This is a genomic window from Flexivirga sp. B27 (assembly GCF_052905685.1).
The window spans coordinates 119486-132678 of the sequence record NZ_JBPYUM010000005.1; the positions used below are offsets into that span (position 1 = coordinate 119486).

Annotated in this window: 12 protein-coding genes, 1 tRNA gene and 1 riboswitch; of the genes, 5 read left to right on the forward strand and 8 right to left on the reverse strand. The window is 66.4% G+C overall.

Annotated features, from left to right (window positions below; genetic code table 11):
• Positions 1-52 precede the first annotated feature (52 nt).
• From ACSZL9_RS17350 to dcd, 6 genes are read right to left on the reverse strand one after another with little or no spacing between them, the layout of a single operon-like run.
• A complete protein-coding gene (locus ACSZL9_RS17350; protein WP_446666772.1) occupies positions 53-982 on the reverse strand; it encodes an ABC transporter substrate-binding protein in 930 nt (309 codons plus the stop codon).
• On the reverse strand, positions 979-1743 hold the full coding sequence (locus ACSZL9_RS17355; RefSeq protein ID WP_446666773.1) for an ABC transporter permease: 765 nt from the start codon (positions 1741-1743) through the stop codon (positions 979-981). The genes ACSZL9_RS17350 and ACSZL9_RS17355 overlap by 4 nt, the downstream gene beginning before the upstream one ends.
• Entirely contained in the window at positions 1740-2384 is a 645-nt protein-coding gene (locus tag ACSZL9_RS17360; protein WP_446666922.1) for an ABC transporter permease, read from the reverse strand. Before ACSZL9_RS17360 ends, ACSZL9_RS17355 begins: the two co-directional genes overlap by 4 nt.
• Before the next feature lie 11 nt (positions 2385-2395).
• Entirely contained in the window at positions 2396-3541 is a 1146-nt protein-coding gene (locus ACSZL9_RS17365; RefSeq protein ID WP_446666774.1) for an ABC transporter ATP-binding protein, read from the reverse strand.
• A gap of 57 nt (positions 3542-3598) precedes the next feature.
• On the reverse strand, positions 3599-4252 hold the full coding sequence (locus ACSZL9_RS17370; protein WP_446666775.1) for an alpha/beta hydrolase: 654 nt from the start codon (positions 4250-4252) through the stop codon (positions 3599-3601).
• On the reverse strand, positions 4249-4824 hold the full coding sequence (dcd, locus tag ACSZL9_RS17375) for a dCTP deaminase (RefSeq protein ID WP_446666776.1): 576 nt from the start codon (positions 4822-4824) through the stop codon (positions 4249-4251). Before dcd ends, ACSZL9_RS17370 begins: the two co-directional genes overlap by 4 nt.
• A 115-nt stretch (positions 4825-4939) precedes the next feature.
• On the opposite strand from dcd, the gene ACSZL9_RS17380 reads away from it, so the two are divergent.
• Positions 4940-5010 (forward strand) — tRNA-Gly (locus ACSZL9_RS17380).
• 92 nt (positions 5011-5102) lie between these two features.
• Here ACSZL9_RS17380 and ACSZL9_RS17385 read toward each other — a convergent pair.
• Together ACSZL9_RS17385 and ACSZL9_RS17390 are read right to left on the reverse strand one after the other, a co-directional pair.
• Positions 5103-5402 carry a GIY-YIG nuclease family protein gene (locus ACSZL9_RS17385; RefSeq protein ID WP_446666777.1) on the reverse strand — a complete coding sequence of 100 codons (300 nt, stop codon included), beginning with the start codon at positions 5400-5402 and terminating at the stop codon, positions 5103-5105.
• A gap of 711 nt (positions 5403-6113) precedes the next feature.
• Positions 6114-6923: a phage tail tip lysozyme gene (locus ACSZL9_RS17390; protein ID WP_446666778.1), complete on the reverse strand. Its 810-nt coding sequence runs from the start codon at positions 6921-6923 to the stop codon at positions 6114-6116.
• A 260-nt stretch (positions 6924-7183) separates the two neighbouring features.
• Positions 7184-7382, forward strand: a riboswitch (cobalamin riboswitch).
• 128 nt (positions 7383-7510) lie between these two features.
• On the opposite strand from ACSZL9_RS17390, the gene ACSZL9_RS17395 reads away from it, so the two are divergent.
• The 4 genes from ACSZL9_RS17395 to ACSZL9_RS17410 all read left to right on the forward strand — a co-directional run bounded on the left by ACSZL9_RS17395 (position 7511) and on the right by ACSZL9_RS17410 (position 13178).
• Positions 7511-10075: a ribonucleoside-diphosphate reductase subunit alpha gene (locus tag ACSZL9_RS17395; protein WP_446666779.1), complete on the forward strand. Its 2565-nt coding sequence runs from the start codon at positions 7511-7513 to the stop codon at positions 10073-10075.
• Entirely contained in the window at positions 10072-11091 is a 1020-nt protein-coding gene (locus ACSZL9_RS17400) for a ribonucleotide-diphosphate reductase subunit beta (protein ID WP_446666780.1), read from the forward strand. Before ACSZL9_RS17395 ends, ACSZL9_RS17400 begins: the two co-directional genes overlap by 4 nt.
• An 11-nt stretch (positions 11092-11102) precedes the next feature.
• Complete coding sequence (locus ACSZL9_RS17405; RefSeq protein WP_446666781.1) at positions 11103-12341, forward strand: Nramp family divalent metal transporter; 1239 nt, start codon at positions 11103-11105, stop codon at positions 12339-12341.
• 231 nt (positions 12342-12572) lie between these two features.
• Positions 12573-13178, forward strand: a complete 606-nt coding sequence (locus ACSZL9_RS17410; protein ID WP_446666782.1) for a hypothetical protein — start codon at positions 12573-12575, stop codon at positions 13176-13178.
• Positions 13179-13193 lie beyond the last annotated feature (15 nt).

Below are 13193 nucleotides of genomic sequence, written 5' to 3' on the forward strand. Positions count from 1 at the left end.
AACACGAATGAGTGAGTGCTCACTCATTCGTCCTGCGATTGATTCGACGAGTTCAGCTCAGGTGCTGTTTGACGAACGCCTTGGCCACTGCCTTCGGGTCCTTCTTGTCGACGACCACCTGCTTGACCATGCTGCCCAGATTGTCGGTGGTGAGCTTGGCGGACACGGCGTTGAGGGTGACCTGCACCTTCGGCGTGGCGGCCGACCGGGCGATGAGTGGCACGACGTTGTCGGAGCCGAAGAGATGCTTGTCATCGCGTAGGACCACGAAGTTGTTCTGCTTGATCGACGGGTCGGTGGAGAAGATGTTGGCGGCCTGCGCCTGGTTGTTCTTCAACGCAGACACGATGGCCGGTGTCGCCGACAGCGGCAGGAAGCTCTTGGGGGTGAGGTGGTAGATCTTCTTCAGCCCGACCAGCCCCTGATCCCGGCCGCGGAACTCCGGCGGTGCGGCGATCTTGATCTCGCTGGCGTGCTTGGCCAGGTCGCTCACGGTCTGCAGATGCCACTTGTCGGCGGTCTTCTTGGTGACGACCATGGCATTGCTGTCCTGGGCCGCGGACGGGTCGAGCGCCAGCTGGCTGCACGGGATGGTGGTCAGCAGGGCGGCATAGACCTCGTCGGGCAGCTTCTGGGTGGCCTTCTGGTCCAGGTAGGTCAGCAGGGAGCCGGTGTATTCGGGGACCAGCTGGATGGACCCGTCGTCCAGGGCCTTGAGGTAGGCCTCGCGAGCGCCGATCGGGTCGGTGGTCTTGGTCTTGATCCCCTTGGCGCGCAACGCTTCCGAGTAGATGTCAGCGAGCAGCTGCGACTCGGGGAAGTTGGCCGATCCGATGGTGACGGTGCCGGCCTTGGGCTTGTCGGTGGAGCACGATCCGCCGCCGCCGGACTCCAGTGCATCACCCGACAACCCACAGGCCGCGAGGGACGGCACCGTGAACGCTGCCGCGACGAGGACGGCGGTCGACCTACGAAAATTCATGACGCTGTCGCTTCTTCCGGGTCGGTGACGACGGACGGGTCGAGGTTGCCGGTGGCGCGGCCGCCGGAGCGGCCACGGGTGCGGCGGCCGCTCAGGCCGGGCGACACGGCGTAGCGCTGGACCAGCCCGAAGAGCAGGTCGATGACCAGTGCGAGCAGTGCCACCAGCACGGATCCGCCGATCATCACTTGGTATTCGCCGCTCGCCTGACCGTCCAGCAGGTATCGGCCGAGGCCGCCGATGCCGAGGAACGCCGCGATCGTCGCGGTGGCAATCACCTGCAGGCAGGCGCTGCGCAGCCCGGAGAAGATCAGCGGCAGGGCGCACGGCAGCTCGACCTTGCCGAAGACCTGTGCGCCCGTCATACCCATGCCCTTGGCGGCGTCGCGGGCGGCCGGATCGACTTCGGAGACACCGGAATGTGCACCGGCGAGCAGCGGCGGGATCGCGAGCACGACGAGCACGACGATGCTCGGACCAGTGAGGGCGAGGTCACCGCTGACCCGCCCCGAGGCCCACATGCCGATGACGCACAGCAGGCCCAGGCTCGGTATGGCGCGCAACGCGTTGGCGATGCTGACCAGCCACCCGCCGCGGCCGGAGTGCGCGATCCACGCGCCGAGTGGGAGCGCGATCAGGGATGCGATCAGCAGCGTGATGATCGTGTAGAGGACGTGCTCCTCGATGCGGTGCAGGATGCCGTTGGCGCCGGTCCAGTGCGAGCCGTCGATCAGCCACTGCCAGGTCTGCGAGATGATCATGCGGCAGCCCTCGCGCGCAGCCACGGCGTCAGTGCCCTGGCGAGCAGCTGTATCACGACGTCGAAGATCAGCGCCAGCACGAGACAGCCGATCACGCCGACCCAGACCTCGATCCAGTAGCTGCGTTGGTAGCCATTGGTCAGGTAGTAGCCCAGCTGGCTGACCCCGAGCAACGACGCAACGCTGACGATCGACACATTGCTCACCGCGGCCACCCGCAGGCCGCCGGCGATGACCGGAACGGCCAGCGGCAGGTCGACGGAGAAGAAGCGTCTGAGCGGACTGAAACCCATTGCCGTTGCTGCTTGTGCGACATCTTCAGGGACAGCGCTCAACCCGTCGGCGACGGTGCGCACCAACAGCGCGAGGGTGTAGAGCGCCATCGCGACGATGACGTTGAGCGGACTGAGGATCTTGGTGCCCAGGATCACCGGCATGACGACGAAGAGCGCGAGCGACGGGATGGTGTAGAGCAGGCCGGACCCGCCCAGCAGCACCGGGCGGGCGGTGACCGAGCGGCGCGCCCACCAGCCGAGCGGGATCGCGATCACCAAGCCGACGAGCAGCGGGATGCCGGCAAGCAGCGCGTGCTGCCAGGCGCGGTGCAGGATGTCCGACCAGTTGTCGGACACGTAACTCAGATCGACCGACGTCACGGCGTCTCACCCGAAACCGTCTGCGAGGCCGGGGCGATGTCCTCCTCGTGCACCTCGGGACGATCGACCTCCTCGATCGCCGACAGCACCTGATGCGCGCGGACCGTGCCCAGCAACTGCCCGTCGGCATCGACGATGACCCCGCGCCGACTCGGCGAGGACAACGCTGCGTCGAGAGCGGCGCGCAACGGCCCGTCGGCTGCGGCGACGGTGCCGCCGCGGTGCAGCATGGAGGCTTCGATCGGCGCGGTGATGCGCTCGGGCTCGATCCAGCCCTGCGGCCGCCCGTCGTCGAGCACCAGCAACCAGCGGCCATCGGTCGCCCGGCGGGCTTCGTCGACACTCGCCCCGAGGTCGACGGTCGGCTCCTTCGCCAGCGGCAGGTCCGGCGCCTGCGCGAAGGCCAGTGCGCGGTAGCCGCGGTCGCGGCCGACGAAATCGGCGACGAAGTCGTCGATCGGGTGCGCCAGCAGGTAGGACGGCTCGGCGATCTGGGCGAGCTTGCCGCCCACTCGCATCACCGCGACCTGGTCGCCGAGCTTCATGGCTTCGTCGATGTCGTGCGTGACGAAGACGATCGTCTTGCCGATCTCGCGCTGCAGGCGCAGGAACTCGTCCTGCAGTTGGTCACGCACCACCGGGTCGACCGCGCTGAACGGCTCGTCCATCAACATGACGGGTGGATCCGCGGCGAGCGCCCGTGCGACACCGACCCGCTGCTGCTGACCTCCGGACAGCTGCGACGGATAGCGATCGGCGAAATCGCCTGGCAGTCCGACGAGTTCGAGGACTTCTCGGGCACGCTTGCGTGCCGCGGCCTTGGACTCACCGAGCAGCAGCGGCACCGTGGCGACGTTGTCGACCACCTTGCGGTGCGGGAAGAGCCCCGCATGCTGGATGACATAACCGATGCCGCGCCGCAGCTTGGCCGCATTGACCGACTGGACGTCCTCGTCGTCGATGAGGATCTGCCCGCTGGTCGGCTCGATCATCCGATTGATCATCCGCAGCGACGTCGTCTTGCCACACCCCGACGGGCCCACCAGGACGGTGATCTGGCCGGTCGGGGCCTCGAAGGAGAGGTTGTCGACGGCCGTCGCGCCGTCGGCATACTGTTTGACCACCTGCTCGAAGCGGATCATGGTCCCCCAACGTAGTGCAGGCCACCGACACGCGTCGCCCCTGAGGCGCCGCAAACTTCAGTGCAGCAGTGTCTGCTCCAGGAAGTCGGTCGTATGCCGATGCCACAGCCGAGCCTTCAGCAGCATCGCGTGCGAGTCCATCAACTGCACGCTGCGGGCGTCACCGCCCACTCGGCTGATCAGTTCGACCTGGCGTGCGCTCTTGCGCGGATCGGTGATGACGTCCTTGCGGCCGTGCAGGATCAAGGTGTGCCGGTCGAGAAACGGCTCGGCGGCATACTGGCTCGGGATCCAGGGGGCCATGCCGACGATGCTGACGACGCCGTCCTCCCCCGCGAGCTCGAGCGCGACCCGGCCGCCCATCGAGTGCCCGACGAGCGCGATCGGGGTATCCGGGTAGAGCGAGCGCAACCGTGTGAGGGCCCACCGCGCATCATGGACCGGCGAACGCGCTTCGTCGTTGTAGCCGCGCACCGCATCGCGCAACAGTGCGGTGGCGATGCGGCCGCCTGCCGCGCGCTCGATGCTGCGGGCGACAGCGACCATCCGCAGCACCGGCGGGCTCAGCTTGGTCGTCCGCCCGAAACCGTGCTCGGCGCCACCGTGCAACAGCAGCGCGACAGCCTCCGGGTGGGAGCGTCCGTCCGGGAGAGTGAGGAAGGGATACGCGCCGTCGTGCGCCGGCCCGACCTCGAAGCGCCCGGGCGTCATACCTGCGAGCGGTGGAAGTTGTCGTAGGAGCGACTCGCCGTCGGCCCGCGCTGCCCCTGGTAGTGCGAGCCGGACTTCTTACTGCCATAAGGGCTTTCGGCCGGGCTGCTGAGCTGGAAGAAGCACAGCTGGCCGATCTTCATGCCCGGCCACAGCTTGATCGGCAGGGTCGCGACATTGGACAGCTCGAGCGTCACGTGTCCGGAGAAACCCGGGTCGACGAAGCCGGCGGTCGCGTGGGTCAGCAGCCCGAGGCGGCCCAGGCTGGACTTGCCCTCGACGCGCGCGGCGACGTCGTCGGGCAGCGTCACCTGCTCGTATGTCGAGCCGAGCACGAACTCACCCGGGTGCAGCACGAAGGACTCACCAGGGTCGGTCTCGATCAGCCGGGTCAGCTCGTCCTGCTCCGCCGACGGGTCGATGTAGGGGTATTTGTGGTTGTCGAAGAGCCGGAAGTAGCGGTCCAGCCGGAAGTCGATGCTCGACGGCTGGATCATCGACTCGTCGTAGGGGTCGAGGCGCACGCGCCCGGCGTCGATCTGGGCGCGGATATCGCGGTCGGAGAGCAGCACGGAGGTCACGCTACCCGGCGGCCGGTTGCCGCGCTGGCACTGTGCGTGGGTTAGACTCCTGCCGGTCCGAGATCGAGGGCTGCCGGCGCGGTCGGCAGCGCGCGATTCGCGGCACGCGAGTGTAGTTCAATGGTAGAACATCAGCTTCCCAAGCTGAATACGCGAGTTCGATTCTCGTCACTCGCTCTTCGCCTTTTCATGGTCGAATATCGATACCCAAACACCCAAGCTGGTCGAGTAGCGGCGAGGAACGAGCCGCGTATCGAGACCCACACTTGCTAGTCGCGCTGCTCGCGCTCCCAGCTGCGCTTCTTCGAGAGCGCCGGGAGACGGTCGAACTCCCCTGCGATCAACGCCTCCCGCTTCGCCCGGCTCCACCCTTGGATCTTCTTCTCGAAGGCATACGCGTCCCCGATGTCGGCGAACTCCTGCGCCCACACGAGCGTCACCGGCATACGTCCGCGCGTGTATGCCGAGCCGAGCCCCGTGTAGTGCTGCGTCATACGGTGCTCGAGGTTGCGGGCGCTGCCGACGTAGTAGGAGCCGTCACCGCACCGGAGGATGTAGGTCCATGCCATGTCCTCAGCTTGCGCAGCGGTAGGTCGACACCCGAACAGGGTTGGCCCGACTGTGGACGACGGACGATGTTGCCCCGGGATGGGGATGGAGGTCTCGATACACCTCCCCCGCTTCGCTCCTCCGGCACTCGACCACCTTCCTCAAGCTGGTCGAGTAGCGGCGAGGACCGAGCCGCGTATCGAGACCCGCGACGCACCAAGCAGGTCTCGATACACCTCCCCCGCTTCGCTCCTCCGGCACTCGACCACCTTCCTCAAGCTGGTCGAGTAGCGGCGAGGAACGAGCCGCGTATCGAGACCCGCGCCGCACCAAGCAGGTCTCGATACACCTCCCCCGCTTCGCTCCTCCGGCACTCGACCACCTTCCTCAAGCTGGTCGAGTAGCGGCGAGGACCGAGCCGCGTATCGAGACCCGCGACGCACCAAGCCGGTCTCGATACACCTCCCCCGCTTCGCTCCTCCGGCACTCGACCACCTTCCTCAAGCTGGTCGAGTAGCGGCGAGGAACGAGCCGCGTATCGAGACCCGCGACGCACCAAGCAGGTCTCGATACACCTCCCCCGCTTCGCTCCTCCGGCACTCGACCACCTTCCTCAAGCTGGTCGAGTAGCGGCGAGGACCGAGCCGCGTATCGAGACCCGCGACGCACCAAGCCGGTCTCGATACACCTCCCCCGCTTCGCTCCTCCGGCACTCGACCAGCTTCCCCAACTCAGCTGCCGTAGGCGTCGAAGACCTGGTTGGCGTAGGCCTCGCGCTGTGGAGTGTTGCAGTCGCCGCAGCCCTCGAAGTAGTCCTGGAACGCGACGGTGCCGTCGTGGATCGTGGTCGACGCGACCAACGGGCCCTTGCCGTAGTAGCTGTAGGTGTCGAGCTCGTACTGGATGAAGCGCAGCTGCAGCTCGAGGGACCAGGGCGACATACCGAGCTTGTTCGCGTACCAGACCACGTTGTCGTTGGCGTAGGTGTCCCAGCGACCGCCGACGCTCCACTGCGCGATGCCACGACCCGGGCCACCGGACTGCGTCGCGTTCGGATTGACGCTCGGTCCGGACTCCTGCATCAGGTTGCCGACGACGCCGGACGCCTGCTTGCTGGTGTAACCGATCGAGACCAGGAAGTTGTATGCCGCCTGCTGGTTGTTCGTCTGGGCCGTCTTCGCCAGCAGGACCGAGTTGATCGGCGTGAGGTCGACGTCGGCATACCAACCCGGCTCGCGGGCCGTGCCGCAACCGCCACCGTTGTATGCCGTGCAGAGCTGGACGACCGCACCATCGGTCTGGTTGTTGAAGACCCGATGGCTGCCGTACTGCCCCGAAAGGTTCTGCGCCCCGTAGTCATAGAACTTCAACGAAGGTGAGTCGTTGTTCCACGACGCGTCGGGGTAGATGCACACGTAGCCGGACGGGCAGCCGTGCGTCGTCTCGGCGTGCGCAGCCGGCGCCGCGAACCCGATCGAAGCGAGGGCGAGAGCGCCACCACCGATGGACGTGACAATGAGGTTCCGAGCACGAATTCGCACGAGTCATCGCTCCTTACGGGCCGACCGCAGCACGCCCGCGGCGACTTGTCGACGGCGCCCGTGGCAGCACGCTACGGGCGGCCGCACCCGCACGGAAACCATTTTCACGTCTAGATTTCGTATGTAATTCTTCAACAAGTGGCGCCATTCCGCCGATTTGACATCGCTGAAACTACGCGCATGCAACTACATCATGTTGGGGCTTGGCAAAGCAGCCACCACTAGATAATGTGATGCACGCAGCTGGTTCGAGCACCACGATCACCGCTTCCAGCGGAGATCCACGGTGCCCGAGGAAAGAGGGAAGCCGGTGAAATTCCGGCACTGCCCCCGCAGCGGTGAGTGAGGACGAACATCGTCAACGCACTGGGCACGAGCCTGGGAAGCGACGACCAGTAGGTGTGCGCACCGGCGCACGGAGTCACGAGTCCGAAGACCTGCCACTGCCCCGCCCACGCACCCGTGGACGGGTCCGAGCGCAGCCCGCGCGGGAAGGGCTGACGAACGAGCAGTCGGCTCATGTGCCGGTGCTGCCCGCTCGCCGTCCCCTCGCCGGCCACTGCGAGGACAGACGGGAGACACCGCACGTGGCCATTCATGTCACCAAGCGCGACGGCACTCGTGAGCCGTATGACGCAGACCGCATCAACCGAGCGATCGAGCGAGCCGCGGCCGGCTTGCCGAACGCCATGTCGATGACCATGCAGATCGCCTCGGAGCTGGCGATCACGCTCTTCGACGGCATCACCACCGAGCAGCTCGACGAGGCTGCCATCTCCGTCGCGGTCCAGAACGGCAAGGACGACCCGGACTTCGACGTCATCGCGTCCCAGCTGCTGCTGAAGACCATCTACAAGAAGGTGCTCGGCGACTTCGAGACCCAGTCCGAGCTCGCGCTGCTGCACCAGGCCCGCTTCCCCGGCTATGTCCGCGAGGCGGTTGAGGACGGCCTCTTCGACCCGCGGCTCGCGTCGGCCTTCAACCTCGAGCAGTTGGCCGCCGCGCTGGACCACCGGCTGGACGACGGGCTGCGCTACATCGGCATCATCACCCTCAAGAACCGTTACATGGCAACGGATTCCAACCGTCGTCCGCTCGAGGTCCCGGCATACTTCTGGATGCGCGTCGCGATGGGTATGTCGGTGAACGAGAAGGATCCGACGCAGGCTGCGATCGGTTTCTACCGCAAGATGGCGTCGCTGGACTACCTCGCCGCGGGCTCGACTCTGGTCAATGCCGGCACCATCACTCCCCAGCTGTCCAACTGCTTCGTGATGCAGATGGACGACGACATCGAGCACATCGCGAAGTCGATGCGTGACGTCATGTGGCTGACCAAAGGCACTGGAGGTATTGGCCTTTCGGTGTCCAAGCTGCGCTCCGAGGGTAGCCCGATCCGCAGCAACAACACCGCCTCCACCGGGCCGATCCCCTTCATGCACACCATCGACTCCATCCTGCGCGCCGTCTCCCGCGGCGGGAAGAAGTTCGGTGCGCTCTGCTTCTACATGGAGAACTGGCACCTGGACTTCCCGCAGTTCCTCGACCTGCGGCAGAACGCCGGCGACCCCTACCGCCGCACCCGCACCGCCAACATCGCGGTCTGGTTGTCCGACGAGTTCATGAAGCGGGTCGTCGCCGACGACGACTGGTATCTCTTCGACCCGCTCGAGACACCGGACCTGGTCGAGCTGGTCGGTGACGACTTCTCCCGGCGGTATGCCGAGTACATCGCCCAGGCCGAGTCCGGGAAGCTGCGCTCCTTCAAGAAGATTCGTGCTCGCGCGCAGTGGAAGTCGATCCTCGTCTCGTTGCAGACGACGTCGCACCCCTGGCTGACCTGGAAGGACACGATCAACCAGCGCGCCCTCAACGACAACACCGGCACGATCCACCTGTCGAACCTGTGCACCGAGATCACCCTGCCGCAGGACCGCGACAACGTGTCCGTCTGCAACCTCGCGTCGATCAACCTCTCCCGGCACCTCGATGACGAGGGCAACTGGGACTGGGACCGGCTGGCCGAGTCGGCACGCTTCGCGGTGCGCCAGCTCGACAACCTGATCGACATCACCCGTTCCTCGGTGCCCGAGTCGGAGCACTCCAACGACCAGAACCGCGCAATCGGCCTGGGATTCATGGGATTCACCGATGTCGTGGAGAAGCTCGGTCTGTCCTACGCCTCCGAGGAAGCTGCGGACCTGATCGACAAGTTGGCTGAGTTCATCAGCTGGCACGCCATCGACGCGTCCTGCGATCTGGCTCAGGAGCGCGGCGCCTACCCGAACTTCGCCGGCTCCGGCTGGTCCCGTGGCATGGTCCCGATCGACACCCTCGAGGTGCTGCAGCAGCGCCGCGGCGTCGAGGTCGACGTGCCGCGCACGACCCGCATGGACTGGGACGCGCTGCGCGATCGGGTCAAGGACGGTGTGCGCAACGCAACGCTGATGGCCATCGCGCCGACCGCGTCCATCGGGCTCGTCGCCGGGACGACACCGGGCCTGGATCCACAGTTCTCCCAGCTGTTCTCACGGACGACGTCCTCGGGCAAGTTCCTGGAGGTCAATCGCAACCTGGTCGCTGCGCTGCAGGAGCGCGGCCTCTGGGATCCGATGCGCGAGGACCTGCTGCGCTCCCGCGGTGACTTGTCCGCAGTCCCGGACGTCCCGGACGACCTGCTCGAGATCTTCCAGACGTCGTTCCAGCTACCGCCCACGGCATACCTCACCGTGGCGTCCCGCGCGCAGAAGTGGATCGACCAGGCGATCAGCCGCAACATCTACCTCGAGTCGCGCGACATCGGCGGCATGAACGACCTGTATGTCGATGCCTGGCGCAAGGGTGTCAAGACGACCTACTACCTGCACGTCAAGCCACGGCACCGGGCCGAGCAGTCCACCGTCAAGGTGAACAAGGCCGCCGAAAGCGGCCGGGCCGGAAGCGGATTCGGGTTTGCTCGACGTGCCGCAGCTGCGCCTGTCGTTGCGGATGAGAGCGGGCTTCGAGACGCTCCTCCGCTCAGCTCCCCCGCTCCTCAGCCAGCTCAAGTGGAGGCCGCAGCTCCTCAGCCAGCTCAAGAGGCCGAATTCGAAGAAGGCTTCACCTGCCCCACCGATCCCCAGGAACTGTTGAACTGCGAGGCGTGCCAATGACATCCAGCACTGAGTCCACTGCAACCACCAAGAGCTCGATCCTCGGCGCGGGCATCGACGACGCACTGCTGCTGAAACCGATCCGCTACCAGTGGGCCTACGACCTCTACAACCAGGCGGTCGCCAACACCTGGTTCCCGCACGAGATCCAGCTCGGCGAGGACCTGGCCGACTTCGAGCGGATGACCGACGAGGAACGCCACGCGGTCACCTTCCTGATGAGCTACTTCAACCCCAACGAACTGCTTGTCAACAAGGCCCTCGCGTTCGGCGTCTACCCCTATGTCGGGTCGGCGGAGGCGCACCTCTACCTGGCGAAGCAGATGTGGGAGGAGGCCAACCACTGCATGGCGTTCGAATACGTCCTCGAGACGTTCCCGATCGACCGTGCCGAGGCGTATGCCGCGCACGTCGACATACCGTCGATGGCCGCCAAGGAGGAGTTCGAGGTCCGCTACATCCAGCGGATGGCCGAGCAGACCCTCGACATCACCACCACCGAGGGCAAGCGCGACTTCGTCCGCAACCTGGTCGCGTACAACGTTGTGCTGGAAGGGATCTGGTTCTACAGCGGCTTCATGGTCGCGCTGAGCTTCCGGCAGCGGAACCTGCTGCGCAACTTCGGATCGCTGATCGACTGGATCGTGCGCGACGAGTCGCTGCACCTGAAATTCGGGATGAACCTCATCCTCACCGTGCTCGAGGAGAACCCCGACCTGCAGACCCAGGAGTTCGCCGACGAGATCCAGCAGATGATCTTCGACGCGGTCGAGATGGAGGAGCAGTACAACCGCGACCTGCTCCCCCGCGGCATCCTTGGCCTCAACGCCGACTACATCAACACCTACGTGCGCTACCTGGCCGACCGACGCCTCGATGAGCTCGGCTTCGGACCGCACTGGGGCGTGAGCAACCCGGCGAAGTGGATGGCCACCGCGAACGACACGCTGGAGTTGGTCAACTTCTTCGAGTCGATCAACACCAGCTACGAGGTGGACGCGCAAGCGGGTTCATAGTTGTGCGAGTGGTGACGGATCGTTCGACGCAGCGCGCGGAGCAGTCGCCCCGCGCGCTGCGCCGTGCGGACGGACCCGGCGCACGGCTGTTGCGGCTCGGCCCGGCGTTCGTCGCCGCCATCGCGTATGTCGACCCGGGCAACATCGCCACCAACACGACTGCCGGCTCGCGCTACGGCTTCGGGCTGCTGTGGGTCGTCCTGCTCGCGGTCGCCGCGGCCGGTCCTGTGCAATACCTGTCGGCGAAACTCGGTGCGGTCACCGGGAAGTCGATGGCACTGGTGCTCAGCACCCGGCTGAGCAGACCGTCGCGCACGCTGTATTGGTTGCAGGCCGAAGGTGTCGCCGTCGCCACCGACCTCGCCGAGGTGGTCGGGGCGTCGATCGCCCTCCACCTGCTGCTCGGTATTCCGATGTGGTGCGGCGCGATCGTCACCGCGGTCGCCGGAGGCGCACTGATGGTGCTCCGCGACCGGGTCGGCGAGCGCTCCTTCCAGATCGTCATGGTGCTCGGGTTGGCAGTCATCGGAGCGGGTTTCGTGCTCGGCGTGCTCCTCGGCCCGGCGCCGGCCGGGCTCGACATACGTCCGCAACTGCACGACCAGCAGATGGTCCTGCTCGCGACCGGGATCGTGGGCGCGACGGTCATGCCGCACGCGATCTATCTGCACTCGGCGTTGACGACCAGCCAGCTGGGCGGGATCCGGCGACGACTGCGCGACAACCGGCTCGACGTCACGCTCGCGATGCTGCTCGCCGGCACGATCAACGTGTCCATGCTGGTCCTGGGCGCGACCGCGCTGCGCGGGCATCACGACGAGGACTTCGGCGCCCTCGCGCACGCTCTCGGTGACCGGGTCGGCGACGGCGCACGGGTCGGCTTCATCGTCGCGCTGCTGGTGAGCGGCGTGACGTCCACCGCGGTCGGCATCCGGTCCGGCGAGGTCGTCATGGCCGGGCTGCTGCGCCGGCGCGTGCCGATGCTCGTCCGGCGGGTCGTCGTGGTGACACCCGCCGTCGTGTTGCTGGCCCTGCAGATCCCGGCGGTCGACCTGCTGGTGTGGTCACAGGTCGCGCTGGCGCTCGGCCTGCCGTTGGCGCTGATACCGCTGGTGCTGCTCACCTCGTCGGCGTCACTGATGGGCGACAACGTCAATCGGCGGGCCCTGACGATCGCCTGCTGGATCATCACGATCTCGGTTGTCGCACTCGACCTGGCGTTGCTCGTCATACCGCTCATCAGCGACTGAAAACCATTGGTAACGCTGGCATGGAGTGTGGATCATGGTCACCGTGAAGGCGCTCTCGATGCTGCAACCCGCCCCCGCCGACGCGGGCGAGTGGGCTCTGTCGCGGATGCGCGGCAGGGACGGTGCCGCGCTGATCGTGCCCGACGCCTTTCCGGCTGTGGTGCGGGTCATGCACGAACTGGCAGAGGACATCGGGCCCGACGACGGCGAATACGTCCCGCGGCCGGTGCGGTGGCCCTGCCCGCACTCCTGGCGCGCGAGGCGAGTCCGTGGATCGACGAGGAGGATCTCGGCAGCCTCAACACCATGCCTGGCGTGCTCGACCGGAGCATCATCGCGCAGCTCATGCCGCTGCTCTCCGCAGCGACGAACACGCCACGGGAGAGCTTCTTCGGACTATGGGGTGGCCATGGCGGACTGCACAGCGGCTCGGTCGGGGTCTACTGGCCGGCGGACGAGGAACCGTCCGCCGCGGAGATCCGCGCGGCCCGCGAGGAGCTTCAGAGGGAGTTGGACCGCCGCACCGCCGAGACGACCGCCGTGTTGGAACGCTGCCCGGAGGTCCCGTGGTGGGGCGGCAGAGATGCCTACCTGATGCAAGGACCGCTCGCCGCGATCGACTGCCTCGGGGCAGCCGCCTCCTTCGTCGACGACGAAACCGAGCCACTCGGCCCGATGTGGTGGTGGCCGCAGGATCGAGCATGGTTCATCGGCAACGAGATCGACGACCCCTGGAGCTATCTGGCCGGCCCGCAGTCGCTGATCGACCAGGTGTTGGCGCTGTCGACCGACGGTGCGCTGGAGGCATACCCCGTTGCCTTCGACTCGCCGTGGTGACTGTGCTGCGCGGCA

Bases quoted from the DNA above. Each gene is read 5' to 3' on its own strand.
- ACSZL9_RS17365 (WP_446666774.1), bottom strand. From the start codon at position 3,541: ATGATCCGCTTCGAGCAGGTGGTCAAACAGTATGCCGACGGCGCGACG.
- ACSZL9_RS17350 (WP_446666772.1), bottom strand. From the start codon at position 982: ATGAATTTTCGTAGGTCGACCGCCGTCCTCGTCGCGGCAGCGTTCACG.
- ACSZL9_RS17370 (WP_446666775.1), bottom strand. From the start codon at position 4,252: ATGACGCCCGGGCGCTTCGAGGTCGGGCCGGCGCACGACGGCGCGTAT.
- ACSZL9_RS17400 (WP_446666780.1), top strand. From the start codon at position 10,072: ATGACATCCAGCACTGAGTCCACTGCAACCACCAAGAGCTCGATCCTC.
- ACSZL9_RS17385 (WP_446666777.1), bottom strand. From the start codon at position 5,402: ATGGCATGGACCTACATCCTCCGGTGCGGTGACGGCTCCTACTACGTC.
- ACSZL9_RS17355 (WP_446666773.1), bottom strand. From the start codon at position 1,743: ATGATCATCTCGCAGACCTGGCAGTGGCTGATCGACGGCTCGCACTGG.